This window comes from Pseudomonas trutticola BRTCR10 (genome assembly GCF_056155105.1).
On the sequence record NZ_CM149552.1, the window covers coordinates 4,051,556 to 4,076,286 of the forward strand.

Here is a 24,731-nt window from a genome sequence, read left to right on the forward strand (position 1 = left end):
CGCACTACACTTCACTCATCAGTTCCCTCGATGAGGTGACCATGAAAATGTCTGCGCAAATGACCGTGGTGGCGGTACTCGCCACCCTCGCCTACCTCGGCCTGGCGGTCTGGGGGATCGGCGGCGTGGCGGTGTTTTTCGCCCACGGCTCGCTGGTGGTGGTCGCGCTGGCGACGGTGGCCATGGTGGTGGCGTCGCTGTTTACCGACGTCAACATGAGTTCCGGCGAGCGTGAGGACCGCGCCAATCGCTGGGTGCTGCCAGCGTTCGGCGTCATTGGTTTGCTCAGTGGCTTCTTGCCGGCGTATTGCGACCGCGTCGACTTCTGGACGTTTGGCGGCGAGGGGGTGCGCTGGCTCGGGGCTCTGCTGTTTATCATCGGCGGTGCATTGCGCTTGTGGCCGGTGTTTGTGCTGGGGCGGCGATTCAGCGGGTTGGTGGCGATTCAGCCGGGGCATCGACTGGTCACTGACGGCATCTACCAGCACCTGCGCAATCCGAGTTATCTGGGGCTGGTGGTGAATGCCGTGGGTTGGGCGCTGGCGTTTCGATCGGTGCTCGGATTGCTGCTGGCGGCGCTGACATTGATCCCGCTGATTGCCCGGATTCATTCGGAGGAAGCCTTGTTGCGCGGCCAGTTTGGCGCCGAGTACGACGCCTACTGCGCGCGGAGTTGGCGCATGTTGCCTGGTGTCTACTGATCCCAGAATCACCGATAAACCTGTGGGAGCTGGCTTGCCAGCGATGAGGCCAGCACAGCCAGTTCTTCAAGTGACTGACACACTGCAATCGCTGGCAAGCCAGCTCCCACAGGGTCTGCGTTGTATCAGTTCTTATGCAGGTGAAGCTGGCCGGTGTTGTCGATGTTGACGCTGACCTCAGCGTAACCGGCCAATGTCGCGTGGGACGTTTCCAACGTGTGCTGGTGCGTTGTGGTGATGATCATCAGCGCTGCGCCGGCAGCTTCGGCGGCCTGAATGCCGACGGTGGCGTCTTCGAAGATCAGGCAGTCGCGGGGTTCAAATCCCAGGCGCTTGGCAGCGAGGAGGTAACCGGCCGGATCAGGTTTGCCGGCCTTGACATCCTCCGCCGTGATCATCACCGCTGGCGTCGGAATGCCCGCTGCGGCCATCCGGCGCAGGGCCAGATCACGCGGTGCCGAAGTGACCATGGCCCAGCGCTCGACGGGCAAACTGTTGAGAAATGCCGCCGCGCCCGGAATCTCGACGATGCCTTCCACATCGCCGATTTCCGCCTCGGTGATAAACGCGGCTTGCGCCTCGGCGTCCACGCCCGGCAGGTTCAGCCGATTGATGGTATCGATGGCTCGGGCGCCGTGAATGGTCGGCAAGAACGAGGCGACGTCCACCCCGTGACGCACGGCCCAGGCTGACCAGATGCGCTCGGCGGCGGCGATGGAATTGAGGACGGTGCCGTCCATGTCGAACAGGAACGCGCCGAACGCGCGGTCGAAAACACAATCGTGAGCAGACAAAAGTCGCTTCCTCTGGCAAGGGGCCGGGCAAATGTGCCCGGCAATGTAGCACTTGTCAGTGCAGGCGCGGAGCCTTGGGCTTGAACGCGCTGGCGACGCAATCGAGCAACTGGCCGATGGCCCAAGGCTTTTTGATGAACACCACCGGATGCTTGACCCCGGACGTCTCCGGCGTTTCATAGCCCGACATCACCATCACCGGTTTTTCCGGCCAGCGATCACCGACCAGATTAGCCAGATCGGCGCCATTGAGGGTGCCGGGCATGGTGATATCAGTCAGCAGCAACGCGACTTGCTGCGCGTGATGCTCCAGATAGATCGATGCCGCGTCTGCGCTGGTTTGCGGCTCAACCTTGAAACCTTCCTCCTGAAGAATTTCGCAGAGAAACTCCAGAATCAACGGATCATCCTCAACCACCAGAATCAATCCGTCAGGAAGGTGCGTGTCCGCCGTCGGTGTTGGGCACATGAAACTGCACTCCCTGAATTGCATTAACGATTTAGCGGCTTGAAACCGCTGCTTATCTGGTATGAGCGGCGGTCTTTGCAGAAATTCATTTTTGATACAGGTCTTTTCTCAACGGCCGTATTTACCCGGTCGCGACAGACGTTCGCACGGCTGTATTTGTGGTTAAAATGCCGGCCCTTTTGCTTGCCGACCGTGACCGATGAACCCTGAAGCCCTCGCCACCCTCCACGCCCATTTGCTGCCCGCGCTCGCGGCGGCACCGAGCGAAACCCGTCGTCTGTTCCACGGGCGCGGGCGTTGCTGGCCGGGTCTGGAGCAATTGACCGTGGATTGGCTGCAAGGCGTGGTGCTGGTGTCGCTGTTCAAGGAACCGGTGCCTGAACAGCTTGAAGATCTCAAGCATTTGCTGCTCAACATCAGCGGTTCGGCCGAGTGGCAGCAGAGCGGCGCGCATACGCTGTTGATCCAGCATCGCTATCTGCCGCAAAGCACTGCCGAATGGCTGGTCGGCGGCGAAATCGACGAGATGACCATTGTCGAGGGCGGTCTGCAATATCGCGTCGACCTGGGCCGCAAACAAAACGCCGGGCTGTTTCTCGACATGCGTTACGGGCGCAACTGGGTGCGCGAGCAAGCCACGGGCAAACGTGTATTGAACCTGTTCGCCTACACCTGTGGCTTTTCCGTGGTGGCCATCGAGGGTGGTGCCAGTCATGTGGTCAACCTGGACATGTCCCGCGCAGCCTTGAGCCGCGGCCGCGACAACCATCGGCTGAACGGCCATGACCTGAGCAAGGTCAGCTTCCTCGGCCACGACCTGTTCAAGTCCTGGGGCAAGGTGATCAACAGCGGCCCGTATGACCTGGTGATCATCGATCCGCCGTCGTTCCAGAAAGGCAGTTTCCTGCTGACCAAAGACTACCAGCGGGTGCTGCGCCGTTTGCCGGAACTGCTGACGGCTGACGGCGTGGTGCTGGCGTGCATGAATGACCCGGCGTTCGGTTCGGACTTTTTGATTGACGGGGTGACGCAGGAGGCGCCGAGTTTGCGCTTTGAGCAGCGCCTGGAAAATCCGCCGGAGTTTCCCGATATCGATCCGCAAAGCGGCCTAAAAGCCTTGGTTTTCCAACGCATCGATTGACGGACAAAACTCTCGGAACAACACAAATCCCTGTGGGAGGGGCGGTGCGACGATTCGACTTGCCCGCGATGCCGGTGTGTCAGTCGGAATTAAGGTTGACTGGACCACCGTCATCGCCGGCAAGCCAGCTCCACAGGTTTTGTGTAAGACCAAAAGTCACAAGGGTCTCAGCACCAGCGCAAACAACTCGCCATGCCCGTTCACGTTGAGCTTGTGATAGAGATTGCGCCGATGGACTTTGACGGTCTCCGGCGAAATCCCCATCTGCTGAGCCATCGCCTTGCTGGAGAAGCCCTGCAGAATCAGCCGCGCCGTGTCGACCTCGCGCACCGTCAGCCGCGCATCGAAACGATCAAGCAACGTCGCCAGATCTCCAGCCACCGCTTCAGCGACCGGACCTTGCGGCGGCAACAACTGCACATGCCGACGCATCGCTGCCAGCACCCAATCGCGCACGCACAGCAGTCGCCCCTGCTCCGCCAATTCGAACGTCGTCGATCGGCCCAGTGACAAACCGAGCACGCCGCCTTCGACGTTGATCATGAACTGCAACTCGTCCTCGCCCACCACCGAACGAAAATAACTCTGGTAATACTCGCTGTGCAGGAACTGATCCGGCGCCACCGAGGCCAGGCTGTGCAAACCGTCGTTGATGCCGGTCGAGGCGGCTTGATAAAACGGGTCGAGCAGGTACATCCCTGCGGTGTAATCCGCCAGTTCCTCCTGTTCGTCGGCGCGGCCCTTGCTGTCGAAATCAATCAACAGTTGCGGCGCCTGGCCGGGTTTCATCAGCGCTACCAACGCGTTATCCAACGGCACCAGCAAGCGCAAGGTGTCCACCAGAGCGCGCCAGAAACCGTCCTGCCCGACAGCGGCAAACACCCGCGCCAGACTTTGATGCACTGGCAATTCCTGCAACAACGCGTCCACGCACTACCCCTTTTGAGTAACCCATGATGGGAATGGGTCAGGCGAGATCGGCCCGATAGGCTGACCGCTCCTGTTCATCACCGGCCTGCACAGGCCAGGAGTGCCGCATCATGCGTCGTCATCGTGGCTATATCAACTTGAGCCTGCTCGCCTGTCTGGGCGTGACATCCGCCGCCAATGCAGTCGATGCGCCGAGCGTGCATGTCTACAACTGGTACGACTACATCGGCCCGAACACGCTGCACGATTTTCAGCGCGACAGTGGTATTGCGCCGGTGTACGACACCTTCGACAGTGCCGAGGTGCTTGAAGGCAAACTGATGACCAGCCGCAGCGGTTACGACGTGGTGGTGGCGAGTAACTTCAGCCTGCCAACGCTGATCAAGGCGGGCGCCCTCGCCCCGCTGCCGCGCGATCAATTGCCGGGCTGGAAGAACCTCGACAACGATCTGCTGAGCAAACTGGCCAACAACGATCCCGGCAATCAATACGCGGTGCCCTACCTGTGGGGCACCAACGGCATCGGTTACAACGTCGACAAGGTCCGGGCTGAGTTGGGCGACAAGGCGCCGGTGGATTCCTGGGATCTGGTGTTCAACGAAGAGAACCTCGCCAAGCTCGGTCAGTGCGGCGTGGCGATGCTCGATTCGCCGTCGGAAATGCTCCCGGTTGCCCTGCACTACCTGGGGCTGCCACCGAACAGCACGAATGCCGAAGACTATAAAAAAGCCGAGGCACTGCTGCTGAAGCTGCGTCCGCACATTGCCTATTTCAATTCGTCGAAATTCATCAGCGACCTGTCCAACGGCAACATCTGCGTGGCGGTCGGCTGGTCGGGGGCGATGCTTGAAGCCAAGACCAATGCCGAGCAAGCCCACAACGGCGTGAAGATCGCCTACAGCCTGCCGAAGGAAGGCGCGCCGGTGTGGTTCGACACGCTGGTGCTGCTCAAGGATGCGCCGAATCGGGCTCAAGGTCTGGCGTTCATCGATTACCTGTTGCGCCCCGAGGTGATCGCGCCGGTCAGTGATCATCTGTCGTATCCGAACGGCAATCGCGCAGCCACGCCGCTGGTGGCTGAGGCGACACGGGACAACCCGGCGGTTTATCCATCTGCCGCCGCAATGGCCACGCTGTACACCCTTGAGCCCTTGCCCAAAGCCACCGAGCGCGTGCGTACGCGGGTGTGGAGCAAGGTCAAGAACGGCCAATAACCCCCCTAAAAACACCATAAGACCTGTGGGAGCGGGCTTGCCCGCGATGATGGTGTGTCAGACAACGAATGTATTGACTGAATGGACACCATCGCGGGCAAGCCCGGCTCCCACAGGTTTTGTGATCAACCTGCCTTCCTTATTTCTGCCTGAGAGAGACAACATCCATGAAACCTCGCGCCCGAGATCTGAACATCCGCATCGGCCAACTGCCGACCGGCCCGCTCAACGCCATCACCGATGTCCCCGGCGTTCGCGTCGGCCACAGCAATGTGCGTGGCCGCAGCAGTGCCGGTCGCGACATCTGCACCGGCGTCACCCTGATCGAACCACGCCACGGCTCGACCAACCAGCAACCGTGCTTCGCCGGTGTCCATGTGCTCAACGGTAACGGCGATGCCACCGGACTTGAGTGGATTCGTGAGGCCGGGTTGCTGACCAGTCCGATTGCCTTTACCAACACTCACAGCCTCGGCGTGGTGCGTGATGCGCTGATTGCACTGGATCGCCAGCAGCAACCGGACGACGGCCGCCTCTACTGGAACATGCCGGTGGTGCTGGAGACCTTCGACGGTTTGCTCAACGACATCAATGGGTTTCACGTCAGGCCCGAGCATGTCGCCGAAGCCCTGCACAGCGCTGTCGGGGGGCCGGTACAGGAAGGTGCCGTCGGCGGTGGCAGCGGCATGATCTGCCATGAGTTCAAGGGGGGCATCGGCACCGCTTCGCGCAAATTGAGTACCGCACAAGGTGGCTGGACCGTAGGGGCAATCGTGCAGGCCAACCACGGCATTCGCAGTGAGTTGCGCGTTGATGGCTATCCGGTCGGGCGCTACATGGAACAGGTGGATTCGCCGTTTCTGCGAGCGTCGTTGCCGCATCCGGGCATGGGCTCGATCGTCGTGTGCCTGGCGACTGACGCGCCGCTGTTGCCGCACCAATGCACGCGTCTGGCGCAGCGCGCCAGCCTTGGTCTGGCGCGGACCGGCGGCGGCAATGAAGACCACAGCGGCGACATCTTTATCGCCTTCGCCACCGGCAACGATCACGTGCCGCCCGCGGCCTATGAGGGCAAAGGCGCACCGGCCTGTGGGGGCTTGCGCATGGTCAACAACGACCACATCAGCGAGCTGTTTCTGGCGGCCACCGAGGCGGTTGAAGAAGCGATCATCAATGCCCTGCTCGCCAGCAACAGCACCGACGGTAATGGCCACTCGGTGCCGGGACTGGACGCCGAGACCCTGCTCGCTGCCCTCGACAAGGCCGGCTGGCCGGGCTCGCGCTAACGCACGTTTATACACGGGATTACCTGGCCATTTGGGTGCCGAGCTCTCGGGCGACACGCAGTTGCTGTGCGGGGTCTCGCAACTCCGACTCCGGCAGCAACGTCGAACTCAGCACCGTCGCCCCGCTGTAATCGAAAATCCCGTGTTCGATCTGCGCCTTCATCGCCGCGCCATAGCCATGGCGCTGGTAGGTGCGCGTATCCGCCCCGGCGAGCTGGACCAAGTGCACGCGCATACACTGCAGCAACTTCACATGCTTGAGGTCGCCGCTGAAATCGAACGCCCAGCCATTGCTGAAGACCCGGTCGATCCAGCCTTTGAGCAGCGCCGGCATCGACCACCAGTACACCGGATACACCAGCACCAACGTATCGGCGCGATCGATGCGGGCCTGCTCCGCCAGCACATCCGCAGGCGGTTGCGCCTCGCGGTGATGCACGGCGAAATCGGCAGCGCCGAAACGCGGCTCGAACCCTTCGGCGTAAAGATCGGCGATCTCAACGGTATTGTGCGGATCGGCCTGCGTCAGACCTGCGGCGATCTGCGCTGCCACGCCGTGGGTCAATGAACGAGGATCGTGATGCGCGACAACAATCAAAGTGTGCATGGGAAATCTCCTGTTGGTGATTGCCAACCAAGGCTTATATACTCTTGGTAAGTTACGAACACTAAGTTACGTTTGGTATATAACGATGTCAACCACTGAAATTTCCGAACAGAACGCTCCCGCTCAACCCCGCCGAAGACTGTCCCGTGAAGACCGCCTGCGCCAGTTGCTCGACGTCGCCTGGCAAATCATCCGCGCCGAAGGCACCGACGCTCTGACCCTCGGCTACCTCGCGGAAAAGGCTGGCGTGACCAAACCGGTGGTCTACGACCACTTCGTCACTCGCGCCGGATTGCTGGCGGCGCTGTACCGGGATTTCGATGCGCGACAGACGCTGGTGATGGACGCCGCGATCGCCAATTGCGAGCCGACATTGATCAGCACCGCGTCGGTAATTGCCAAGGCGTACGTCGATTGTGTGTTGCTGCAAGGCAACGAGATTCCCGGAGTGATTGCGGCCTTGGCGAGCACGCCGGAACTGGAGAAGATCAAGCGTGAGTACGAGGCGATCTTCCTCGAAAAATGCCGCGCGGATCTGGCGCCCTATGCCAGCGGCGGGCAGATCACTCAAGCGGCTTTGCGCGCCATGCTTGGCGCGGCGGAAGCCTTGTCGCATGCCGCAGCCAACGACGAAATCAGCGCCGAACAGGCCAGTGACGAACTGTATGAAACCATCATGGCGATGGTCGAAAGAGCCGCCGCCCGCGCGACTGGCGGTACTTGAGCACACCCGCGCAGACTTCTAGGATGAAATTACGCAGCGGCTTTGATCATCGAGCGCTGCGTAGGCGCGGGTGCTCTGAACCCCAATCAAGCCCGCGCCTTTGTTTCATGCGCACCTTGAGCCTCACGGGCTCCACTTCCTCCCCATCAAAGAGCTTTGAGGCTCTTTTTTTGTCTGCGCAAATCCGGCTTCGCTTGATCAGTGAACGGTGAGCCGTTGACGGACAAATTCCCCGGTATGACGGGTCGTCTGATCAAGATGCCGGTCACGCTGTTTCTCGGCGTCGAGCATGGCGCGCTTGCCGTTCTTCTGCAGCAGATAGGTATGAATCTGCTGCACCTCCAGCGAACGGTAGATCGGCGTCGTGTCGATAAATCCACGCAAGCCATTGCTGCGGTGATGTCGGGTACTCATCAGCACCTGCGTTTCACGCTGACCGATCACCTCAAAGCCCAACGCCTCGAAATACGGGACTTTGCCTACCGTACAAGCCAGTTCGGCGTGGGGATAACGCCCAAGCATTTCGCCGATCATCGCGCGCGCCACGCCCTGACGCCGATGCCCTTCACGCACCGCCATATAGGCAACGCTGCAGGCTTCCCAATCGCCCTGCACCGGTAGATACAAGAGGAAACCGATGACCTGTTCCGGATCCTCCTCGTCGGTGGCAACCAGCAACTCAACCTCGGTGCCCTTCTCGCCGTTCAACGCTTCCAGATACAGATGGACCTCATAGCCCACCGCGTACTGATAGACGTTGTACAACAGGTTGCTCGGGCCGAGCCCCACTGCACTGATGTCGGTCAGGTAGTCGACGACCATTTGCAGAATCTGGCTGTTGACGCCTTCGGGGCATGGGGTTTTGTAGTGGGTGATGCGTGGCATGGCGGGTGAACTCTGGCGGAAAACTGCGACATCATACCTTGTAGGCCAGATCTGCCTGTAGGTGTGCCGGCTGAACAGCCTGCTGCGTTAATTGCGCCTGGGTGCGAAGGCCGAATAGCTGAAGAAAATTTCATCCGCCGCCAACAGGATCTTTCGCCGTTTCAACGTCCAATTCTTCAGCTGCGTTGATTTTCCAACACAGGCCTCGAGGAGTTGTCATGAGCGTTTTGCGTTCGCTGTCCAAATGGCGAAAAACCTTGCTGCTGGTGCCGTTGACGCTGGCGGCGCTGGCCAGCGCGCCAGTGTTTGCTCAACAAGTGGTGATCGTTCAGCAAGCCCCGCCACCGATGCGCATGGAAGTGATGCCCGGCCCGCGCCCCGGCTATGTCTGGGACCAAGGCCATTGGCGCTGGGAAGGTCGTGGTTACGTGTGGATGCCCGGCCATTGGCAGCCGGTGAGACACGGCGCCCGCTGGAAACCGGGGCACTGGCAGGCACGCGGGCCGAACTGGTTCTGGGTTGAAGGGCATTGGGTGCGTTGATCATTAGCCCGCCTGCAAACGTTACTTTCCGGGAATATCACCATGTCGAAAACCGTTAAATCCCTGCTTGCCGCCACGCTGGTCGCGATAACCCTCTCCGGCTGCGTCGTCGCACCGGCTCGCCCCCACCGCCCGCCGCCGCCAGTTGAAGTGGTGCCGGTGATGCCGGCGCCGGGTTATCACTGGGTCGCCGGTCACTACCGCTGGGGCGGTAATCAATGGCGCTGGGTGCCGGGGCACTGGCGCGCCTATTGATCCGGTCGGGTGGCGTCACTGCTGTGGCGCCACCACTTTGAACTTGATCGCGATATCTTTCGACACCACGGTGTCCGCCCACTCCCCCGCGCCCAAGCCGAACTCGTCGCGCTTGAGCACCAGCTCACCGTCGAAAATCCCGATGGCGTTGTCCGGTTTCAATTCCACCGGCACCTGAACTTCGCGGGTAATGCCTTTGAGCGTGAGCTGGCCGGCGATCAGATAATGGTTTTCGCCCACCCGCGTGAAATGGCTCGACTCGAATACCGCGACGGGATATTTCGCCGTGTCGAACCATGCGGGTTTCACCAGTTCGGTATTGGCGTCTTCGCTGCCCGCGTCGATGCTGGTGAGGTCGATGTGCAAGGTGGTATGGGCGCGGGCGAGGTCATCGGTGTTGAAGTCCAGCGTCGCCTCGAACTTGCCGAAGGTGCCGTACATTCGCGAGCCCATCTGGTTGTAGGTGAAACTGATCTGACTGGCGGTGGTGTTGACCCGGGTGTACTCGACAGCCTGTGCGGCGGGCAGCGTGCACAGGCAAAACGCGGCAGCCAGCAGCAATCGGATCGACATGGGATTCTCCGGGCAGCGCTTGCCGTCGAGGGACTCGTTTGACTTAAGCAAACAACCTGCCGTTACGCCAGCCCGCAGGGATCAAACCAGTCGTTCGATTTTCTGGTGCTGCCAGACAAGTTTGTAATACAGCGTCTGCAACACCAGCATCCCGAGATACGCCACCGGAAACGCCATCCACACCCCTTGCAAACCAAACTGCCCGTCCAGCCAATACGCCGCCGGCAACTGCACGCCGACCACACAGACAATCGCAATCGCGACCGGCACCAGCACCGTGCCGCTGGCGCGCATGATCCCGCCGATGATCGCCTGGAAGCCGAATACCAACAGGCTCCACAGCATGATATGCAATAGGTGCTCGGCCATCGCCCGGGTCGAGTCCTCGGTCAGGAACAACCCGAGCAGCCAGTGCGAAAGCAGATAACCCAGCACAATCAAGCCACCGGTCAGACACACGTTGATCAACAGACCGGTGCGCAGAATCGGCCCCATCCGCTCCAGTCGCCCGGCGCCAATGGCCTGTGCGCCCAGGATCGACGCGGTGATCGCAATCGACAACGCCGGGAACTGCACGTAATTGACGATCTGCGTCACTGCACCATAGGCCGCTGTCGCTTGCGATCCGTGCTGGTTGACCAGCGCCAGAATCACCAACTCCGACAGTGACAACACAATCATCTGCACGCCGGTCGGCAAACCGATGCGCAGGACCTTGCCAAGAATCGCCCCGTCGAGCCGCAGCGCCGCAAAGAACTCCCAGTCCGGCGCCAGCGGATGGCCCTTGCGAATCAGCCGCCACGAAAGCCAAGCCATCGCCGCCAGGTTACCCGCGAGCCCTGCATACGCGGCGCTCTGAATGCCCAATTGCGGCAGACCGAACCAGCCACGAATCAACGCCGGTGTCAGCGCCAGCCCGACACAGGTCGACACCATCAGCGCCAGCAATGGCGACAGCGTGTCACTCACACCGCGCAGCAACTGCGTGAACAGCACGAACACCAGCAGCGATGGCAAGATCCACATCATCACATGGGCATACGCCACCGCATCATCCAGTACATCCGCCGGCGTCCCCAATCCCGCCAGCGCCTGCCGCGCAAACACACTGCCCAACACCGCCGCCACCAGACCGATCAACACCCCCAGCAACAGCGTCGCCCCGGCAATCGCCTTGACCATGTGCGGCTCGCGCGCGCCCCACGCCTGACCGATCAACACGCCCGCACCCGCGCCGAGGCCGATCACCAGCGCGATAAAGAAAAACACCACGGGAAACATGCCCGACACCGCCGCCAATGCCTGAGTACCGAGCATCTGGCCGATGTAGATGCTGTTGACTGTGCCCGACATCGATTGCAGAAAATTGGACAGCACCATTGGCGCCAGGAACAGCAGATAGGTTTGCCAGAGGGGTTTGGTGACGCTGGGGGTTTGCATTGACTGGAGGTCCATCTCGACGGCGGAGGCTGATGGAGGATAGCTTCGGTGAGTTCGATGCGAGGTGCAATTAACATTTCAGGTTGTTTATTCTCGGTGCCGTTTCCGGGTTGTGATAAACACCCCCCTCCCAGAATTCAGCCATCGAGGCTCGGCTCATGCCCTACTTTCCAAACCTGCTGACCTGCACCCTTCTCGCCCTGTCCGCCACTTGCGCCCAGGCCGCCACGCTTCCCGCGCCACCTCAATCCCTGAAGCCGCTACTGATGACATTGAACGAACGCCTGAACATCGGCGATCTCGTCGCGCTGACCAAATGGGACAGTGGCAAGCCGATTCAGGACAGCCCGCGTGAGGCTCAAGTCATCACCAACGCCCGCACACTGGCGGCTGAGCGCAAGCTCGATCCGGACGCGGTGGCGCAGTTGCTCGCGGCGCAAATGGAGGCCAATAAACTGGTGCAGTACGGTTTGCTCGCGCAATGGCAAGCAGCCGGCAAGGCACCGGACACGCCGCGCCCGGATCTGGGCAAGCAGATTCGTCCGCGTCTGGATGAGCTGCAAAACCGGTTGTTGCAGCAGTACGCGGACTTTGCGCCTTATCGCCGTGATCCGAATTGTTCGGTGTGGCTGGCTGAGGCTCGTAACGGTCTGGCACATGATGCGTTGCATGAGTTGGCGCTGGTCCGCGCCACTGGCGAGTTGTGTGTACGAGCGGTCGAGGGGCTTTGAGTGCGGGGTGAAGGTCAAAGCCTACAGGGATAGGCGGCGGGTCTGGTAACCATCATCGGCGTCGATGTTCACCATCACGGCAATGAAGTTCTCATAAAAAATCCGCGGCGTAAGATCGCCTCCATACCAACCAACAACACCCCTGGAGCACACGATCATGAAACGCCAAACCTTACTCAGCATCGCTTTCTCGGTTTTCGCAGTTAACGCTTTTGCCGCAACACCGGCTCACACCATGATCGCTGAAGGCGGTTCGGATCGGTTGATTGAAAGTCGTGTTGCCGAAGGTGGTTCGGATCGTCTGCTCGAACGCCGCGTTGCTGAAGGTGGCTCGGATCAACTGATCGAACGTCGCGTTGCTGAAGGTGGCTCGGATCGTCTGCTCGAACGTCGTGTTGCCGAAGGTGGTTCGGATCGTCTGCTCGAACGCCGCGTTGCCGAAGGTGGCTCGGATCGTCTGCTCGAACGCCGCGTTGCCGAAGGTGGTTCGGATCGTCTGCTCGAACGCCGCGTTGCTGAAGGTGGCTCGGATCGTCTGCTCGAACGCCGCGTTGCTGAAGGTGGCTCGGATCGTCTGATCGAACGTCGCGTTGCATGAATCAATAGCCGCACCGCAGTTAACGGAAAAAGCCCGGCCTGATCAGCCGGGCTTTTTCACGTCTGTTGTTACCGGTATGGATCAAGTGTTGGTTTTGAGTTTGGTCCACAACCGCGTGGTCAGTCGTGCAATCGCCGCCGGCAACTCTTCTACGGTGAACAACTTTTCCATCACGCTTTTCGGCGGATAAATCGCTGCATCCTCTTTCACATCCGGGTTCAGAAACTCATTGGCCGCCGCATTGGGGTTGGCGTAGTGAATGCTGTTACTGATGTTGGCGATCACCTTGGGTTCGAGAAGGTAGTTCATGTAGGCGTAGCCGTTCTTTGCATGGGGCGCGCTTTTCGGCATGACCAGCATGTCGAACCACAAGGTCGTGCCTTCGTCCGGGATCGAGTAAGCGATATCGATACCGTTTTTCGCTTCCTTGGCACTGGCCGCCGCCTGAACGATATCGCCGTTGAAGCCGATCACCGCGCATACGTTGCCGTTGGCCAGATCACTGATGTATTTCGAAGCGTGAAAGTATTGGATGTACGGGCGAATTTTCAACAAGGACTGCTCGGCTTTCTTGTAATCCGCCGGTTCGTGGCTGTGCGGCGGCAGGCCCAGATAGTTGAGGGTAATCGGCAAGACCTGAGTCGGGTTATCAATGAACGCCACGCCGCACTGGCTGAGCTTCTTGATGTTCTCCTCGTCGAACAGCATCTTCCACGAGCGCGTGACATCGGTATTGCCGAAGATTGCCTTGATCTTCTCGACGTTGTAACCGATGCCGGCGGTGCCCCACATGTAGGGATAGCCGTACTGGTTGCCGGGGTCGTTGACTTCAAGTTTCTGCATCAACAGCGGATCGAGGTTTTTCCAGTTCGGCAGTTGCGACTTGTCCAGCTTCTGAATCGCCCCGGCCTTGATCAGCCGCGACAGAAAGTGGTTCGACGGGCTGACGACGTCATAACCGGTATTGCCGGTCATCAACTTCGATTCGAGCACTTCGTTACTGTCATGAATGTCGTAAGTGGTCTTGATACCGCTGGTCTGGGTGAAGTTGGCCAAGGTGTCTGGTGCGATGTAACTGTTCCAGTTGGAAATGTTGACCGTTTCATCGGCGTAAGCGGTCGCCGAACCGGCAGCGAGTACGATCGCCAGGGAAAGTGGCTGGATGCGCATGTTCTATCACCTGTATTAAGTGGCTTTTGTTCTTGTGCGATTTGCGGGAATTTCAGATCTCTGTTCTGGCCCTGACCGCCTCCACGCGCATGCGAAGCATGGCACCGATGTCGAAGAATGGCCGCGGTGGCAGCCAGCCGGGTTCGGCCCTGTCCATCACCGATTGCAACAGCGGCGAATCAACGCCCGAGGCCAGTTCGGCCAGCAACCGTCCCCACAAAGTCCCGCGCGCCACGCCCGAACCATTGCAGCCGGCCACGGCAAACACGCCCTCCTCGACCCGGTCGAAAAACGCCTGGCCGCTGCGGCTTGCGCTTAAATGGCCGGTCCAGGTGTATTGAATGTCTTGCTCGCCGAGGAACGGAAAACGCCGCTGCAAGCCACGAACATGGTGTTGCCGGCGTAGCGCCAGTTCGCTGTTGGACAGGTCACGCGTGCGATATTCGGCGGTGTTGCGGATCATCACCCGACGGTCCGGGGTCAACCGCACCGTGGCGCCGAGTGGCCGGGTCGACAGCACGCCCCAGGGTTCCACCGCGCCGATGGCCTGAAATTCCTGATCGCTGAGCGGGCGCGTGAGGCTGGCGCTGAGTTCCATCGGGAATGTGGCGCTATCGGCAATCCCGACCCGAGGAATGAACGCGTTCAGGCACACCAGAATCTGCTTGGTTTCGATGCTGCCATCCGCCGCACTCGCTCTCAGCCGTCCCTGGCTCAGGCGCTCGATACCGGTGATGTCAGTGTTCTCATAAACGGTGATAGAGCCCGGCAATGCGTTGAGCAAACCTTTCACGTATTGGGCCGGTTGCAGCAGTGCGTTGCCTTGGCCGCACCAGATCGCCGCTTGGTAATGGCGGGTGCCGAGTTTCTGCGCAAGGGCCGTGCCTTGCACAAACTCGGCACGGGCGCCGAGGGCGCGTAGCGTCGCCAGTTTGGCGTCGACGTGATCGAGCTTGGCCCGGTCGCTGACGGCGAAGTAATAGCCGCTGTCGCGAAAGTTACAGTCGATGGCATGGCGAGCGATGCGCTGGCGTACTTCTTCGCTGGCGGCACGGGAAATCATTGTGTCGACTTCAAACCCGGCAAAGCCCTGCGCACCTATCAACTCGCTGTGCGCCGGATGTTCATGGGCCACAACAAAACCTGAATTGCGCGCCGAAGCACCTTGCGCTGCGCGTTGTCGATCAACCACCACAATGCGCGCCTGAGGGTGCATTTCAGCAAGGGTGTGTGCGGCGCTGAGTCCGGTGATCCCGGCGCCGATCACCAGCCAGTCGGCTTTTTGCACGCCACTCAGGCGACCGCGTTCCGGCGAGCTGCCAGCCTGCGCGATCCAGCCACCTACGTTTTCCATGCACCACCTCGTTCGACTGTCGTTCTGCGGCTTGCTTCTGATTCGATGACATGCGTGAATCGCATGGGCAACTTGAGAAGATCACCGCCAGAGCTAGAATCTATTAGGTCTTCGCACGACCGACCAACGCTATAAAATCATCGAGCCATTCTGAAAACGCATGGATAACATTCGCCACGTACCCTCTCTGCAAGCCATGCAAGCCTTGGTCGAAGTGGCCCGCTGCGGCAGCTTCACCAGCGCTGCGCAGACGTTGTGCCTGACCCAAAGCGCTGTCAGCCGACAAATCCAGCAACTGGAAAGCCACTTCAACGTCGCGCTGTTCATCAGGACCAGTCGCAACCTGCGCCTGACTCCCGAGGGCGAACAGGTGCTGGCCAGCGCCCGCAGCATCCTTGAACAACTGAAAACCCTCGAAGAACGCCTCGCCCCGCAGAAGCGTCCGTTCCGTATCCGCATGCACGTATCGCTGGCTGTGCGCTGGCTACTGCCCAAACTCAGCGACTTCTATCTGAGTCATCCGCAGGTGTCGCTGGCGATCGAGACGGTCGCAACCGAAGTCGTCGAGCCGGGCAACGACAGTGATGCGTACATTGTTTATCTGCCGCAGCCGTCGAGTGATGCGGAGTGCCTGACGCTGTTCGAGGAAATGCTGGTGCCGGTGTGTTCACCCAACCTGAAAAACGCCCCGCGTTCGGTCGACGAATTGTCGCGCTTCGCCTTGCTGCATCGTTCGGCGGACCGGCAAGCCTGGATCGAATGGCTGGCGGCGAATGAGGGAAAACCGCTGGAGGATTACCGGCACATCCCGTTCAACCTCGATGAGCTGGCACTGGATGCGGCGGCGCGGGGATTGGGCGTGGCAGTGACGGACATGACGCTGGCGGCGGAGTCGATCGAGCGCGGGGTGTTGGTGGTGCCGTTTGGGCAGCCATTAAAAACCGGGGGGATCTACTCGCTTTGCCCACAATCCTCCGCGGTTTCGCACCCCCAATGCGCATTGATCATGAGTTGGTTTGCTGAACAGGCCATCAACCCGATTCCCGTGTAGGAGTTGTCGCAGGATCGTTACTTAAGGGAAAGTCTGGAGATATGCCAGCAGGTTTTCGAGTTTTTCCTCATCACTCAGCCCCCAGAAAATCATCCGCGTCCCGGGCACCACGCCTTTCGGATCTTTCAGATAGGCCTTCAATGTTTCGGGATCCCAGGTCACGCCGGAGTTTTTCATCGCATCGGAATACACGTAGTTCGCCGAGGTCCCGGCGGGCCGGCCGATGATGCCGTTGAGTTGCGGGCCGAATCCAGGGCGGGCGGATTCGCCGACTTGATGGCAACCGCCGCACAGGCGCGGGAAGATTTTCGCGCCGGCTTCGGGATCGCCCGCTGCATGGGCGGTGGTGGTGAGCAGGCCAGCAGTGAGGATCAAGGCGAGGGACAGTGAAGCGGTGTTTTTCATCTAGCGATCCAGAGCGATGTATTGCAATTGGGGCAAAGGCTAACACTTTGTGGCAAGAGAGCTTGCTGCCTTGCCACAGGTTTGTTTTTTACAGGTAAGCGGCGATGACCTTTCTGACGGTGATCAATGCCTGGCGCAACACCGCCATGTCCACCGAGCCGAGTGCCAGACGAATCGCATGCGGGACGTGCGGCGCCACTGAAAACGGTTCGGCGGTGGTCACTGAAATCTGTTCGTGCATCAGTTCCACGACGATCTGATCGGCGCGCACGTCTTCCGGCAGCGGTAGCCACAGGAAATACGAGAACGGATGGCCGATGCACGTCAGCCCTTGCAACAACTCGGCGGCCAACGCATGGCGAGCTTTGGCATCGTGACGTTTCTGCTCTTCAAGCAGCGTGACGGTGCCGTCATCAAGCCAGCCGCAAGCAATCGCCGTCATCACGCCCGGCGTGTTCCAGGTGGTGGCGCGAATGATGCGCTCCAGTGCCGGTACTCTGGGTGCGGGCGCTGCGATGAAACCGACGCGCAGGCCGGTGGCGATGTTCTTGGAAAGACCTGAGACATACACCGTTCGCTCCGGCGCCATGTCGATCAGCGTTCGCGGTGGGTTTTCCACCAGAAAGGCGTAGGCCGCATCTTCGATGATCGTCAGATCATGCCGACGGGCAATCGCTACCAGTTGCTCGCGCTGCTCTAAAGGCATCACCCAACCCAGCGGATTGTGCAGCGTCGGCATGCTGTACACGGCGCGCACCGGGCGGGTTTGGCAAAGCTTTTCCAGCGCCGCCAGATCCGGCCCGTGGTCGTTGACCGCAATGGCCACCACCTCCAGATGCAGTGCCTCGGCCAAGACCTTGAACCCGGAATACGTCAGCGCATCCGCCGCAATCACATCACCCGGTTTGAGCAACGCCATCAATGTCACCGCCAGCCCTTGCTGGGCGCCGTTGACGATCAGCACTTGCTCGGCCTCGACTTTTACGCCACGGGCCAATAGATGTCGCGCGACCGAGGCTCGTTCATGCTGGCGACCGGCGTGCGGCTGATAACGCAGCAGCGACTCCAGATCCCCGGATAACGCCAATTGCCGCAACGCCGTGCGCAACAGATCCGCTTGCCCCGGCAATGACGGGTAGTTGAAGTTGAGGTCGATCATGCCCACCGCCACGTCCTTCTGATCGATACCCTGCCCCGGCCCCAGTGAGGTTTCCCGCACGAAGGTGCCGCGCCCGGTTTCGCCGCTGACCAGGCCCATCGCCTCCAGTTCAGCGTAGACCCGCGAGGCCGTGACCAGCGCCAGCCCTTCGCTGACGGCCAGTTGCCGGTGTGTCGGCAATCGCGTACCGGGCACCAGGCGCCCCGAGCGAATGTCAGCCGCGAACGTGTCAACGAGAGTCTTGTAGCGCGAGCGCGGCATGGTGGGATGTATCCATGACAATTATTTGATTGTCCCGATTCTCGGCTCCAGGATGCTTCAAAAGCAACCCCACCTTGAGCGCGACTTTTTATGGAACGGACTGCAAACCTGGGCACCCCGGCCCTGGAAAAAACCAGCGGCTGGATCAACGGTTTCATTGGCGTGGTGATCTTCAGCGGCTCGCTGCCGGCCACGCGGCTGGCGGTGCTGGAATTCGAACCGGTGTTTCTCACCGTGTTGCGCGCGGCGATTGCCGGGCTGTTGGCGGTGGGGTTACTTGGGTTGTTTCGGGAACGACCTCCGGCAAGGCATCAGTGGCTGTCGCTGTTCATTGTCGCACTGGGTGTGGTGCTCGGTTTTCCGTTGCTGACGGCGCTGGCGCTGCAACACGTGACGTCGGCACATTCGATTGTCTTTGTCGGACTGCTGCCGTTGGCGACGGCGATTTTCGGCGTGTTGCGTGGCGGTGAACGTCCGCGACCGGTGTTCTGGTTTTTCTCGCTGCTGGGCAGTGCCTTGGTGGTCGGTTTCGCCCTGTCTCAGGGTCTGACCGCGTCACCCACCGGAGACTTGTTGATGCTCGCAGCGATCCTGGTCTGCGGCCTCGGTTACGCTGAAGGCGCGAAGCTGTCACGGACCCTCGGTGGCTGGCAGGTGATCTGCTGGGCGCTGGTGCTGTCATTGCCGGTGATGGCGCTATCGAGTCTGTGGCTGGCGCCCGCCTCGTTCGCCAACATCAGCCTGACGGCATGGTTGTGTCTGGCCTACGTGGCGCTGTTCAGCATGCTGATCGGCTTTGTGTTCTGGTATCGCGGACTCGCGCAAGGCGGGATTGCGGCGGTTGGGCAGTTGCAGTTGCTGCAACCGTTTTTCGGCTTGGCACTGGCCGCCACACTGCTGCATGAACACGTCAGCGTCGGCATGCTTGCAGTGACATTGGGCGTGATTCTATGCGTGGCCGGGGCGAAGAAATTTGCCAGATAAGTGTCAAAGTCCTGCCTTCCACTCCCGAGGACTGAGCCCGGTTTTGCGCCGAAAGGCCCGGGCCAGCGCCGAGGGACTTTCATAACCGACTTCATCGGCAATCAACGCAATCGGCTTGCCTTCGCGCAGGCGTTTCTGCGCCAGACTGACCCGCCAGCTCAGCAGGTAATCGGCCGGCGTCTGGCCGACGACGCGGCGGAACTGCTCGGCAAACCCGGCGCGCGAGAGGTTGGCGGCGCTGGCCAGATCCGCCACGCTCCAGGATTTCGCCGGTTGCTCGTGGATCAGGTTCAAGGCCCGGGACAAGCGCGGATCAGCCAGCCCGGCCATCATCCCCGGTTGTTGATTGCGGCTGCTGATGAGATGCCGCAACAACAGAATCACCAGCAATTCGAACAAACGATCCATCACCGCCATACGCCCGCAATGACCTTCGAAAGCTTCCTTGAACAGCCATTCCAGCGTATCGCCCAACTGCGGAATGTCGGTCAGTTTAAGCACCAGATAATCCGGCAACGCCGCCGCCAAGGCATTGCCGGAGCCGCCGTCGAATGTCAGCGTCGCGCACACCAGTTTCGTGTCCATGGCCTCGTCGGCCGACATTCGGTGAGCTAACGGTCGGGGGAAGAAAATCAGCGAAGGCTCGGTCAGGCTAATCTCGCGTTCATTTCCGGGCTGGAGCAGCAGCTCACCCGCCTGCAACAGGTGCACATGCCCACTCGGCTCGCCCCCGTGCACGCTGATACCGCAGAACTCGCCGCTGTGGAAGGTGCCGGCATTGACGCCGAAATGACTGAGCAGTGTAGACAGGCGATCCATGGCGACTCCCGGAGCAGTTCTGGACGATCTGTCGCATATCCTCGACGATTTGCCGCCAAAGCACCAGCCGCGTTCAATAACATCAACTCCATCGCCGGCGCACTTCGCACCGGACTTTCGGAGAGTCATCATGAGCCGCATCAACGCCATCAGCCTCGACACCGCCACCGACGCCACTCGCCCGATACTGGAAGGCGTGAAGAAGAAAATCGGTTTTCTGCCGAACGTGTTCGCTACTTTGGCCAAGGCCCCGGTGGCCCTTGATACCTACGTGCAAGCCTCGGCGCTCCTCGGCAAGTCGTCGCTGAGTGCCAAGGAAAAAGAAGCGGTGTACCTCGCCACGTCGCAGGTCAACGGTTGCGATTATTGCCTGGCGGCGCACACCCTGTTTGCCGGTAAATCCGGGCTGTCAGCGCAGGACATCGTCGCGGCGCGTCAAGGCGAACTCAACGCCTACGCCGCCCTCGCCTATCAACTGACGCAAACTCGCGGCCACTTGAGCGACGAGCACATCGCCGCCGCCCGCGCCGCCGGGATCGACGACAGCAAAATTATTGAAGTGATTGCGCTGGTGGCGGTGCAGACCCTGACCAATTACCTGAACAACACAGCGCTGACCGATATCGATTTCCCGGCGATCTGAAACTGGCTCCTTCTCGTGTAGGAGCTGTCGAGTGGAACGAGGCTGCGATCTTTTGATCTTGAGACTTTTCAGATCAACTGATCGCAGCCTTCGGCAGTTCCTACAGGAGACGAGGTGTTCAGTCGTGATCGACACCGGCGCGTTTGAGCAGTTTCTTGCAGCGCTCCGACAAATGAAAAACCTGCAGATGCTTGCCGGCCTTCTCATAGCGTTCGCGCAGGGTTTTCAGCGCGGCGATCGCCGAGTAATCGACGAAGCTCAAATGCCGGCAATCCAGCGTGACCCTGGCGGGATCATTGGCCGGGTCGAACTGGTTGAGGAACGGTGTAGTCGAGGCAAAGAACAACGTGCCGTGCAGGCGATAGAGTTTGCTGCCGTCGGCCTCCAGATGTTCATCGGCGTACAACTCGCGCGCCTGCTGCCAGGCGAAATTCAGTGCAGCGATGATGATGCCGCACAGCACCGCCGTGGCCAGATCGGTGAATACGGTGATGGTGGTCACGGCGATGATCACCAGCACATCGTTGAGCGGCACCTTGTTCACCACCCGCAACGAGGCCCAGGCGAAAGTCTGCTGCGACACCACGAACATCACGCCCACCAACGCCGCCAGCGGAATGCGCTCGATCAACGGTGACAGAAACAGGATGAACAACAGAATCAGCACGCCCGCCACCACGCCAGACAAACGCCCGCGCCCGCCGGAGCTGAGGTTGATCACGGTCTGGCCGATCATCGCGCAGCCGCCCATGCCGCCGAATGCGCCCGAGACCATGTTCGCCGCGCCCAGCGCCACACACTCGCGATCCGGGTAGCCACGGGTTTCGGTGATTTCGTCGGTGAGGTTCAGCGTCAGCAGGGTTTCCAGCAAGCCGACCAGCGCCATCAGGATCGCGTACGGGGCGATGATGCTCAGGGTTTGCAGGTTCCACGGTATGTCCGGCAGTGCGAAAGTCGGCAGGCCACCGGCGATGTGCGCCATGTCGCCGAGGGTGCGGGTCGGCAGACCGAACAGATAAACCAGCAGGCCCACACCGAGAATGGCCACCAGCGCCGGCGGCACAGCGCGGGTCAGACGCGGCAGGATGTAGACGATGGCCATGGTCAGCAGCACCAGGCCGGTCATCAGGTACAGCGGCGTGCCGCTGAGCCAGTGCTCATCACTTTTGAAATGTTCCAGTTGTGCCAGGGCAATGATGATCGCCAGGCCGTTAACGAAGCCGAGCATCACCGGGTGCGGCACCATGCGCACCAGTTTGCCCAGCCGCAACAGCCCGAAGGCCATCATGATCAGCCCGCCCGACAGCACGGTTGCCAGCAGATATTGCACGCCGTGCTGCACCACCAGTGCGACGATCACCACCGCCATTGATCCCGCCGCGCCGGACACCATGCCCGGCCGACCGCCAAACAACGCGGTCAGCGTACAAATGATGAAGGCGCCATACAGGCCCATCAGCGGATTGAGGTGCGCCACCAGCGCAAACGCAATGCATTCGGGCAACAGGGCAAACGAGGTGGTGAGTCCGGCCAGGACATCAGCGCGCAGACGGATCGGTTTCATGGCTTACCTGATTGAGCGGCCGCTGAGCACGGCCTGCGATGTTCACAAAAAAGAGGGTGGCGGATGTTACGGAATTGTCCGGGTTGGGGCCAGTGATCGCTGACACTCGTCGACATGCGCTTTATGCTGGCGCGCTTGTGCATCCATCGAGTTCAAACATGTCTGAGTTTCTAAGCGCCCGTGAGGTTTGCCAACGACTGCGCGATGCCGCACTTGGCGTGCTTGCGTTGCAGGTGTCCGCGGCGCCTGCCGAGGCCGGACTTGTCGCGGTCGAGATCGAAGGCTGGCATTTGCTGCTGGATTTTGAAGGTAAACGGTTGCATCACTGTGAATTCGCTCGTGACGACAATGGCCACGAAGGCGCGCTCGACACCTGGCAGCGTTACGGTACCGATCCGGTGAGTTTGCTCAGCACCTGGGAACTGGCGCAGATCGAAAACTTGCTGGCTGAGCGAGGCTGATATTGCCCAGCGAGAAAATGTTTCTTGCGAGTGAGTAAACACGGTTGCTCGATGATGGCACTCTGCCCATAATTCGCGCCCCCTACATTCCCACGCAAGGAACTGCCGTGAAGAAGTCGCTGTTGTTGATCCCGATGCTGGCGTTGTTGCTGCAAGGCTGTGGCATGACCATGACCCGCTACGAGCCGAGTTACGAAAACGTGCAGAAGCTCAAGCAAACCCCACCGCTGCACGCGATCAGCAATCCTCAAGTCACCGCCGAAACCGGTGAAGGTTCGCTGATGGTCCGCGCCAACCCGATCCGCTCGCCGTCCGGGAGCATCCCGGCGCACATTCAGGACGCAATCACCGAAGAGCTGCGCAAGGCTGGTTTGCTGGATCCTAACGCCCAGCGACAATTGAAAGTGCTGGTGGTGAAGAATGAAATGACCGCTGGCATGGGCACAGGTAGCGGCAAGCTTGCTGCACGTTTCACCCTGCTCAATGGCAATGATGTGGTGTACGACGCGACCAAGGATGTCAGCAGCCAGTGGAGCAGCAGCTTCTTCGGTTTCATTGCGATCCCGAACGCGGTCAACGCTTACAACCCGATGTTGCGTGATTTGCTGAAAGATCTGTACAGCGATCCGCAGTTCATCCAGGCCCTGAAATAAGGGTAAAAAAAGAGCCGCGATTGCGGCTCTTTTTTTTGCGTCACGCCCGTGGAATACGGGAGTCGAGCGCTGAGTATTTCAGGTTCTTGTTGTCGATCATTTGCTTGAGCAGCGCGTTGACCTGACGGGCGAACGTGTCGTTGACCGCCGCCTTCGGGGTATTGCCCATCAGCGGAATGAACCAGATACCGACCCAGGTGCCGATCGCATCGTGGTTGCTGGCGGTGGTCAGGGCCTGACCTGTTCCGTCCACGGCTTCCAGGCTCATGGTGTACTGATCGGTGCCGTACGCCGGGATCACCCCCAGGCTGAAACCACTGATGAAGCCCAGCACCATCGAACCGGCATTCGGCGGATGGTTGTACATTTTCAGACGCAGGCTGTAGTCGCCTGGTTGCTTCTGGAACTCATCCAGCGTGACACGACCGAACAGACCGGAATCCGTCAGAATCTTTTGCAGCTCCGGCTTGAGCTGGTCACGTGCCTGCGGCACTTCTACGGCTGAGGCGCTTTTCGGCTCGCCCTGATAGAAGTCGAAATCGACATAGACGTTAGGCTTGTTGGCGTAACTGGCCATCGACGGCATTGTCACCGGCGCCACTTCGTCTTTAGTGAAACTGGCACAACCGCCGAGCGCCATTACCAGGCCCAGCGCCAGGATTTTCCCGAATTGCATGATGTCCGTCCCTATTTGAACAACGCCAAATGATGGCAATGAGCCTCCATTGCGGAGGCCGGGCGGATTCTAGAGAGAGCCGGCGTCGGGGGAAAGAGAAAAAGACAAAAATTTCGACTCAGCCTCGGCGCAAATCGAGCAGGTAGGTGTAGTAGCCGGTGTCTCGCACATAGCCCAGCGACTCGTACAAACCCTGGGCGGTGAAGTTGTCGATCGCCGTTTCCAGCACCAGTCCCTTGGCGCCCGTCTCCAGGGCAAAGTCGCGGGCTGTGTTCATCAATAACCTGCCGACGCCACGCCCACGGGCGGAAGGCGCGGTGAACAGATCGCTGAGCAACCAAGTGCGGTGGGCGTCGATGGACGAAAACGTCGGGTACAACTGCACGAATCCCAGCCCTTCACCGTGTTCATCCTCAGCGAGAAAAATCACTGATTCGTTGCCCGCCATACGCTCGGCGATAAAGGCGCGCGATTGCTCAAGGTTCGACGGTTGTTCATAGAACCCCCGGTAGGCGTCGAACAACGGCGCCACCGCATCCAGATGAGTCGCGTTCGCCCGCAGTGCCCGAATAGTCATATCCCCTCCTCGCCTGCATAAATGATCGAACCAGCATAGCGCTGTCTGTCGAGTGTGCTGGCTT

The 24,731-nt window shown here is 60.2% G+C and carries 29 protein-coding genes; 14 read left to right on the top strand and 15 right to left on the bottom strand.

The genetic code is table 11. The annotated features are described in order from the left end of the window. The first annotated feature begins 41 nt into the window (after positions 1 to 41). Entirely contained in the window at positions 42 to 701 is a 660-nt protein-coding gene (locus ACVVH8_RS18325) for an isoprenylcysteine carboxylmethyltransferase family protein (protein WP_315449080.1), read from the top strand. A gap of 125 nt (positions 702 to 826) precedes the next feature. Here the strand turns inward: ACVVH8_RS18325 and ACVVH8_RS18330 are convergent, their stop codons facing one another. Continuing rightward, entirely contained in the window at positions 827 to 1,495 is a 669-nt protein-coding gene (locus ACVVH8_RS18330) for an HAD-IA family hydrolase (RefSeq protein ID WP_475225427.1), read from the bottom strand. A gap of 55 nt (positions 1,496 to 1,550) precedes the next feature. Beyond that, positions 1,551 to 1,964 carry a response regulator gene (locus ACVVH8_RS18335; protein ID WP_475225429.1) on the bottom strand — a complete coding sequence of 138 codons (414 nt, stop codon included), beginning with the start codon at positions 1,962 to 1,964 and terminating at the stop codon, positions 1,551 to 1,553. A 199-nt stretch (positions 1,965 to 2,163) separates the two neighbouring features. Here ACVVH8_RS18335 and ACVVH8_RS18340 point away from each other — a divergent pair, with 199 nt between their 5' ends. Continuing rightward, positions 2,164 to 3,105, top strand: coding sequence for a class I SAM-dependent methyltransferase (locus tag ACVVH8_RS18340; RefSeq protein ID WP_475225432.1), 942 nt, complete (start codon positions 2,164 to 2,166; stop codon positions 3,103 to 3,105). Positions 3,106 to 3,261: 156 nt separating this feature from the next. Here the strand turns inward: ACVVH8_RS18340 and ACVVH8_RS18345 are convergent, their stop codons facing one another. After that, entirely contained in the window at positions 3,262 to 4,035 is a 774-nt protein-coding gene (locus tag ACVVH8_RS18345; protein ID WP_103307237.1) for a helix-turn-helix transcriptional regulator, read from the bottom strand. A gap of 110 nt (positions 4,036 to 4,145) precedes the next feature. On the opposite strand from ACVVH8_RS18345, the gene ACVVH8_RS18350 reads away from it, so the two are divergent. Next, a complete protein-coding gene (locus tag ACVVH8_RS18350) occupies positions 4,146 to 5,249 on the top strand; it encodes a polyamine ABC transporter substrate-binding protein (RefSeq protein WP_475225434.1) in 1,104 nt (367 codons plus the stop codon). 167 nt (positions 5,250 to 5,416) lie between these two features. Continuing rightward, positions 5,417 to 6,535, top strand: a complete 1,119-nt coding sequence (locus ACVVH8_RS18355) for a DmpA family aminopeptidase (RefSeq protein ID WP_475225437.1) — start codon at positions 5,417 to 5,419, stop codon at positions 6,533 to 6,535. Between the two features lie 19 nt (positions 6,536 to 6,554). On the opposite strand, the gene ACVVH8_RS18360 is transcribed toward ACVVH8_RS18355, so the two are convergent. Beyond that, positions 6,555 to 7,142, bottom strand: a complete 588-nt coding sequence (locus ACVVH8_RS18360) for an NAD(P)H-dependent oxidoreductase (RefSeq protein ID WP_475225440.1) — start codon at positions 7,140 to 7,142, stop codon at positions 6,555 to 6,557. Positions 7,143 to 7,227: 85 nt separating this feature from the next. On the opposite strand from ACVVH8_RS18360, the gene ACVVH8_RS18365 reads away from it, so the two are divergent. Beyond that, positions 7,228 to 7,866, top strand: a complete 639-nt coding sequence (locus tag ACVVH8_RS18365; protein WP_475225443.1) for a TetR/AcrR family transcriptional regulator — start codon at positions 7,228 to 7,230, stop codon at positions 7,864 to 7,866. Positions 7,867 to 8,064: 198 nt separating this feature from the next. Here ACVVH8_RS18365 and ACVVH8_RS18370 read toward each other — a convergent pair whose 3' ends face one another. Then, positions 8,065 to 8,751, bottom strand: coding sequence for a GNAT family N-acetyltransferase (locus tag ACVVH8_RS18370; RefSeq protein WP_401298762.1), 687 nt, complete (start codon positions 8,749 to 8,751; stop codon positions 8,065 to 8,067). Positions 8,752 to 8,969: 218 nt separating this feature from the next. On the opposite strand from ACVVH8_RS18370, the gene ACVVH8_RS18375 reads away from it, so the two are divergent. Together ACVVH8_RS18375 and ACVVH8_RS18380 are read left to right on the top strand one after the other, a co-directional pair. Then, entirely contained in the window at positions 8,970 to 9,293 is a 324-nt protein-coding gene (locus ACVVH8_RS18375) for a YXWGXW repeat-containing protein (protein WP_103306738.1), read from the top strand. A 42-nt stretch (positions 9,294 to 9,335) separates the two neighbouring features. Continuing rightward, a complete protein-coding gene (locus tag ACVVH8_RS18380; RefSeq protein WP_103306739.1) occupies positions 9,336 to 9,548 on the top strand; it encodes a YXWGXW repeat-containing protein in 213 nt (70 codons plus the stop codon). Positions 9,549 to 9,563: 15 nt separating this feature from the next. Here ACVVH8_RS18380 and ACVVH8_RS18385 read toward each other — a convergent pair whose 3' ends face one another. Both ACVVH8_RS18385 and ACVVH8_RS18390 read right to left on the bottom strand, forming a co-directional pair. Continuing rightward, a complete protein-coding gene (locus ACVVH8_RS18385) occupies positions 9,564 to 10,121 on the bottom strand; it encodes a YceI family protein (RefSeq protein WP_475225446.1) in 558 nt (185 codons plus the stop codon). 81 nt (positions 10,122 to 10,202) lie between these two features. Further along, positions 10,203 to 11,561: an MATE family efflux transporter gene (locus tag ACVVH8_RS18390; RefSeq protein WP_475225449.1), complete on the bottom strand. Its 1,359-nt coding sequence runs from the start codon at positions 11,559 to 11,561 to the stop codon at positions 10,203 to 10,205. Positions 11,562 to 11,719: 158 nt separating this feature from the next. On the opposite strand from ACVVH8_RS18390, the gene ACVVH8_RS18395 reads away from it, so the two are divergent. After that, positions 11,720 to 12,292, top strand: a complete 573-nt coding sequence (locus tag ACVVH8_RS18395; RefSeq protein WP_475225452.1) for a chorismate mutase — start codon at positions 11,720 to 11,722, stop codon at positions 12,290 to 12,292. 157 nt (positions 12,293 to 12,449) lie between these two features. Beyond that, entirely contained in the window at positions 12,450 to 12,890 is a 441-nt protein-coding gene (locus ACVVH8_RS18400; protein ID WP_475225455.1) for a phage infection protein, read from the top strand. 81 nt (positions 12,891 to 12,971) lie between these two features. On the opposite strand, the gene ACVVH8_RS18405 is transcribed toward ACVVH8_RS18400, so the two are convergent. Both ACVVH8_RS18405 and ACVVH8_RS18410 read right to left on the bottom strand, forming a co-directional pair. Further along, entirely contained in the window at positions 12,972 to 14,060 is a 1,089-nt protein-coding gene (locus ACVVH8_RS18405; protein WP_475225457.1) for a polyamine ABC transporter substrate-binding protein, read from the bottom strand. A gap of 52 nt (positions 14,061 to 14,112) precedes the next feature. Next, positions 14,113 to 15,414: an NAD(P)/FAD-dependent oxidoreductase gene (locus ACVVH8_RS18410; RefSeq protein WP_475225459.1), complete on the bottom strand. Its 1,302-nt coding sequence runs from the start codon at positions 15,412 to 15,414 to the stop codon at positions 14,113 to 14,115. A 160-nt stretch (positions 15,415 to 15,574) separates the two neighbouring features. On the opposite strand from ACVVH8_RS18410, the gene ACVVH8_RS18415 reads away from it, so the two are divergent. Then, positions 15,575 to 16,465, top strand: coding sequence for a LysR family transcriptional regulator (locus tag ACVVH8_RS18415; protein WP_475225462.1), 891 nt, complete (start codon positions 15,575 to 15,577; stop codon positions 16,463 to 16,465). 21 nt (positions 16,466 to 16,486) lie between these two features. On the opposite strand, the gene ACVVH8_RS18420 is transcribed toward ACVVH8_RS18415, so the two are convergent. Both ACVVH8_RS18420 and ACVVH8_RS18425 read right to left on the bottom strand, forming a co-directional pair. After that, positions 16,487 to 16,870: a c-type cytochrome gene (locus tag ACVVH8_RS18420; protein WP_475225465.1), complete on the bottom strand. Its 384-nt coding sequence runs from the start codon at positions 16,868 to 16,870 to the stop codon at positions 16,487 to 16,489. An 88-nt stretch (positions 16,871 to 16,958) separates the two neighbouring features. Next, on the bottom strand, positions 16,959 to 18,290 hold the full coding sequence (locus tag ACVVH8_RS18425) for an aminotransferase-like domain-containing protein (RefSeq protein WP_475225468.1): 1,332 nt from the start codon (positions 18,288 to 18,290) through the stop codon (positions 16,959 to 16,961). A gap of 90 nt (positions 18,291 to 18,380) precedes the next feature. Here ACVVH8_RS18425 and ACVVH8_RS18430 point away from each other — a divergent pair, with 90 nt between their 5' ends. Further along, a complete protein-coding gene (locus ACVVH8_RS18430; RefSeq protein ID WP_475225470.1) occupies positions 18,381 to 19,274 on the top strand; it encodes a DMT family transporter in 894 nt (297 codons plus the stop codon). 3 nt (positions 19,275 to 19,277) lie between these two features. On the opposite strand, the gene ACVVH8_RS18435 is transcribed toward ACVVH8_RS18430, so the two are convergent. Then, positions 19,278 to 20,093: a cupin domain-containing protein gene (locus tag ACVVH8_RS18435; protein ID WP_475225472.1), complete on the bottom strand. Its 816-nt coding sequence runs from the start codon at positions 20,091 to 20,093 to the stop codon at positions 19,278 to 19,280. A gap of 130 nt (positions 20,094 to 20,223) precedes the next feature. Here ACVVH8_RS18435 and ACVVH8_RS18440 point away from each other — a divergent pair, with 130 nt between their 5' ends. Beyond that, positions 20,224 to 20,736, top strand: a complete 513-nt coding sequence (locus ACVVH8_RS18440) for a carboxymuconolactone decarboxylase family protein (protein ID WP_475225475.1) — start codon at positions 20,224 to 20,226, stop codon at positions 20,734 to 20,736. Between the two features lie 118 nt (positions 20,737 to 20,854). Here ACVVH8_RS18440 and ACVVH8_RS18445 read toward each other — a convergent pair whose 3' ends face one another. After that, positions 20,855 to 22,300, bottom strand: coding sequence for a SulP family inorganic anion transporter (locus ACVVH8_RS18445; protein ID WP_475225477.1), 1,446 nt, complete (start codon positions 22,298 to 22,300; stop codon positions 20,855 to 20,857). Between the two features lie 158 nt (positions 22,301 to 22,458). Between ACVVH8_RS18445 and ACVVH8_RS18450 the strand changes: the two genes are divergently transcribed. Both ACVVH8_RS18450 and ACVVH8_RS18455 read left to right on the top strand, forming a co-directional pair. After that, entirely contained in the window at positions 22,459 to 22,761 is a 303-nt protein-coding gene (locus ACVVH8_RS18450) for a DUF7693 family protein (RefSeq protein WP_212809414.1), read from the top strand. A gap of 107 nt (positions 22,762 to 22,868) precedes the next feature. Beyond that, positions 22,869 to 23,414, top strand: a complete 546-nt coding sequence (locus tag ACVVH8_RS18455) for a hypothetical protein (RefSeq protein ID WP_212809416.1) — start codon at positions 22,869 to 22,871, stop codon at positions 23,412 to 23,414. Between the two features lie 40 nt (positions 23,415 to 23,454). On the opposite strand, the gene ACVVH8_RS18460 is transcribed toward ACVVH8_RS18455, so the two are convergent. After that, positions 23,455 to 24,090, bottom strand: a complete 636-nt coding sequence (locus ACVVH8_RS18460; protein ID WP_103306755.1) for a hypothetical protein — start codon at positions 24,088 to 24,090, stop codon at positions 23,455 to 23,457. A 118-nt stretch (positions 24,091 to 24,208) separates the two neighbouring features. Next, a complete protein-coding gene (locus ACVVH8_RS18465) occupies positions 24,209 to 24,667 on the bottom strand; it encodes an N-acetyltransferase family protein (protein WP_475225479.1) in 459 nt (152 codons plus the stop codon). Positions 24,668 to 24,731 lie beyond the last annotated feature (64 nt).

Bases quoted from the DNA above. Each gene is read 5' to 3' on its own strand.
- ACVVH8_RS18445 (WP_475225477.1), bottom strand. From the start codon at position 22,300: ATGAAACCGATCCGTCTGCGCGCTGATGTCCTGGCCGGACTCACCACC.
- ACVVH8_RS18405 (WP_475225457.1), bottom strand. From the start codon at position 14,060: ATGCGCATCCAGCCACTTTCCCTGGCGATCGTACTCGCTGCCGGTTCG.
- ACVVH8_RS18380 (WP_103306739.1), top strand. From the start codon at position 9,336: ATGTCGAAAACCGTTAAATCCCTGCTTGCCGCCACGCTGGTCGCGATA.
- ACVVH8_RS18375 (WP_103306738.1), top strand. From the start codon at position 8,970: ATGAGCGTTTTGCGTTCGCTGTCCAAATGGCGAAAAACCTTGCTGCTG.
- ACVVH8_RS18400 (WP_475225455.1), top strand. From the start codon at position 12,450: ATGAAACGCCAAACCTTACTCAGCATCGCTTTCTCGGTTTTCGCAGTT.
- ACVVH8_RS18335 (WP_475225429.1), bottom strand. From the start codon at position 1,964: ATGTGCCCAACACCGACGGCGGACACGCACCTTCCTGACGGATTGATT.
- ACVVH8_RS18360 (WP_475225440.1), bottom strand. From the start codon at position 7,142: ATGCACACTTTGATTGTTGTCGCGCATCACGATCCTCGTTCATTGACC.
- ACVVH8_RS18435 (WP_475225472.1), bottom strand. From the start codon at position 20,093: ATGGATCGCCTGTCTACACTGCTCAGTCATTTCGGCGTCAATGCCGGC.
- ACVVH8_RS18355 (WP_475225437.1), top strand. From the start codon at position 5,417: ATGAAACCTCGCGCCCGAGATCTGAACATCCGCATCGGCCAACTGCCG.
- ACVVH8_RS18410 (WP_475225459.1), bottom strand. From the start codon at position 15,414: ATGGAAAACGTAGGTGGCTGGATCGCGCAGGCTGGCAGCTCGCCGGAA.
- ACVVH8_RS18395 (WP_475225452.1), top strand. From the start codon at position 11,720: ATGCCCTACTTTCCAAACCTGCTGACCTGCACCCTTCTCGCCCTGTCC.
- ACVVH8_RS18425 (WP_475225468.1), bottom strand. From the start codon at position 18,290: ATGCCGCGCTCGCGCTACAAGACTCTCGTTGACACGTTCGCGGCTGAC.
- ACVVH8_RS18350 (WP_475225434.1), top strand. From the start codon at position 4,146: ATGCGTCGTCATCGTGGCTATATCAACTTGAGCCTGCTCGCCTGTCTG.
- ACVVH8_RS18370 (WP_401298762.1), bottom strand. From the start codon at position 8,751: ATGCCACGCATCACCCACTACAAAACCCCATGCCCCGAAGGCGTCAAC.
- ACVVH8_RS18465 (WP_475225479.1), bottom strand. From the start codon at position 24,667: ATGACTATTCGGGCACTGCGGGCGAACGCGACTCATCTGGATGCGGTG.
- ACVVH8_RS18430 (WP_475225470.1), top strand. From the start codon at position 18,381: ATGGAACGGACTGCAAACCTGGGCACCCCGGCCCTGGAAAAAACCAGC.
- ACVVH8_RS18340 (WP_475225432.1), top strand. From the start codon at position 2,164: ATGAACCCTGAAGCCCTCGCCACCCTCCACGCCCATTTGCTGCCCGCG.
- ACVVH8_RS18450 (WP_212809414.1), top strand. From the start codon at position 22,459: ATGTCTGAGTTTCTAAGCGCCCGTGAGGTTTGCCAACGACTGCGCGAT.
- ACVVH8_RS18420 (WP_475225465.1), bottom strand. From the start codon at position 16,870: ATGAAAAACACCGCTTCACTGTCCCTCGCCTTGATCCTCACTGCTGGC.
- ACVVH8_RS18440 (WP_475225475.1), top strand. From the start codon at position 20,224: ATGAGCCGCATCAACGCCATCAGCCTCGACACCGCCACCGACGCCACT.
- ACVVH8_RS18415 (WP_475225462.1), top strand. From the start codon at position 15,575: ATGGATAACATTCGCCACGTACCCTCTCTGCAAGCCATGCAAGCCTTG.
- ACVVH8_RS18365 (WP_475225443.1), top strand. From the start codon at position 7,228: ATGTCAACCACTGAAATTTCCGAACAGAACGCTCCCGCTCAACCCCGC.
- ACVVH8_RS18385 (WP_475225446.1), bottom strand. From the start codon at position 10,121: ATGTCGATCCGATTGCTGCTGGCTGCCGCGTTTTGCCTGTGCACGCTG.
- ACVVH8_RS18325 (WP_315449080.1), top strand. From the start codon at position 42: ATGAAAATGTCTGCGCAAATGACCGTGGTGGCGGTACTCGCCACCCTC.
- ACVVH8_RS18460 (WP_103306755.1), bottom strand. From the start codon at position 24,090: ATGCAATTCGGGAAAATCCTGGCGCTGGGCCTGGTAATGGCGCTCGGC.
- ACVVH8_RS18390 (WP_475225449.1), bottom strand. From the start codon at position 11,561: ATGCAAACCCCCAGCGTCACCAAACCCCTCTGGCAAACCTATCTGCTG.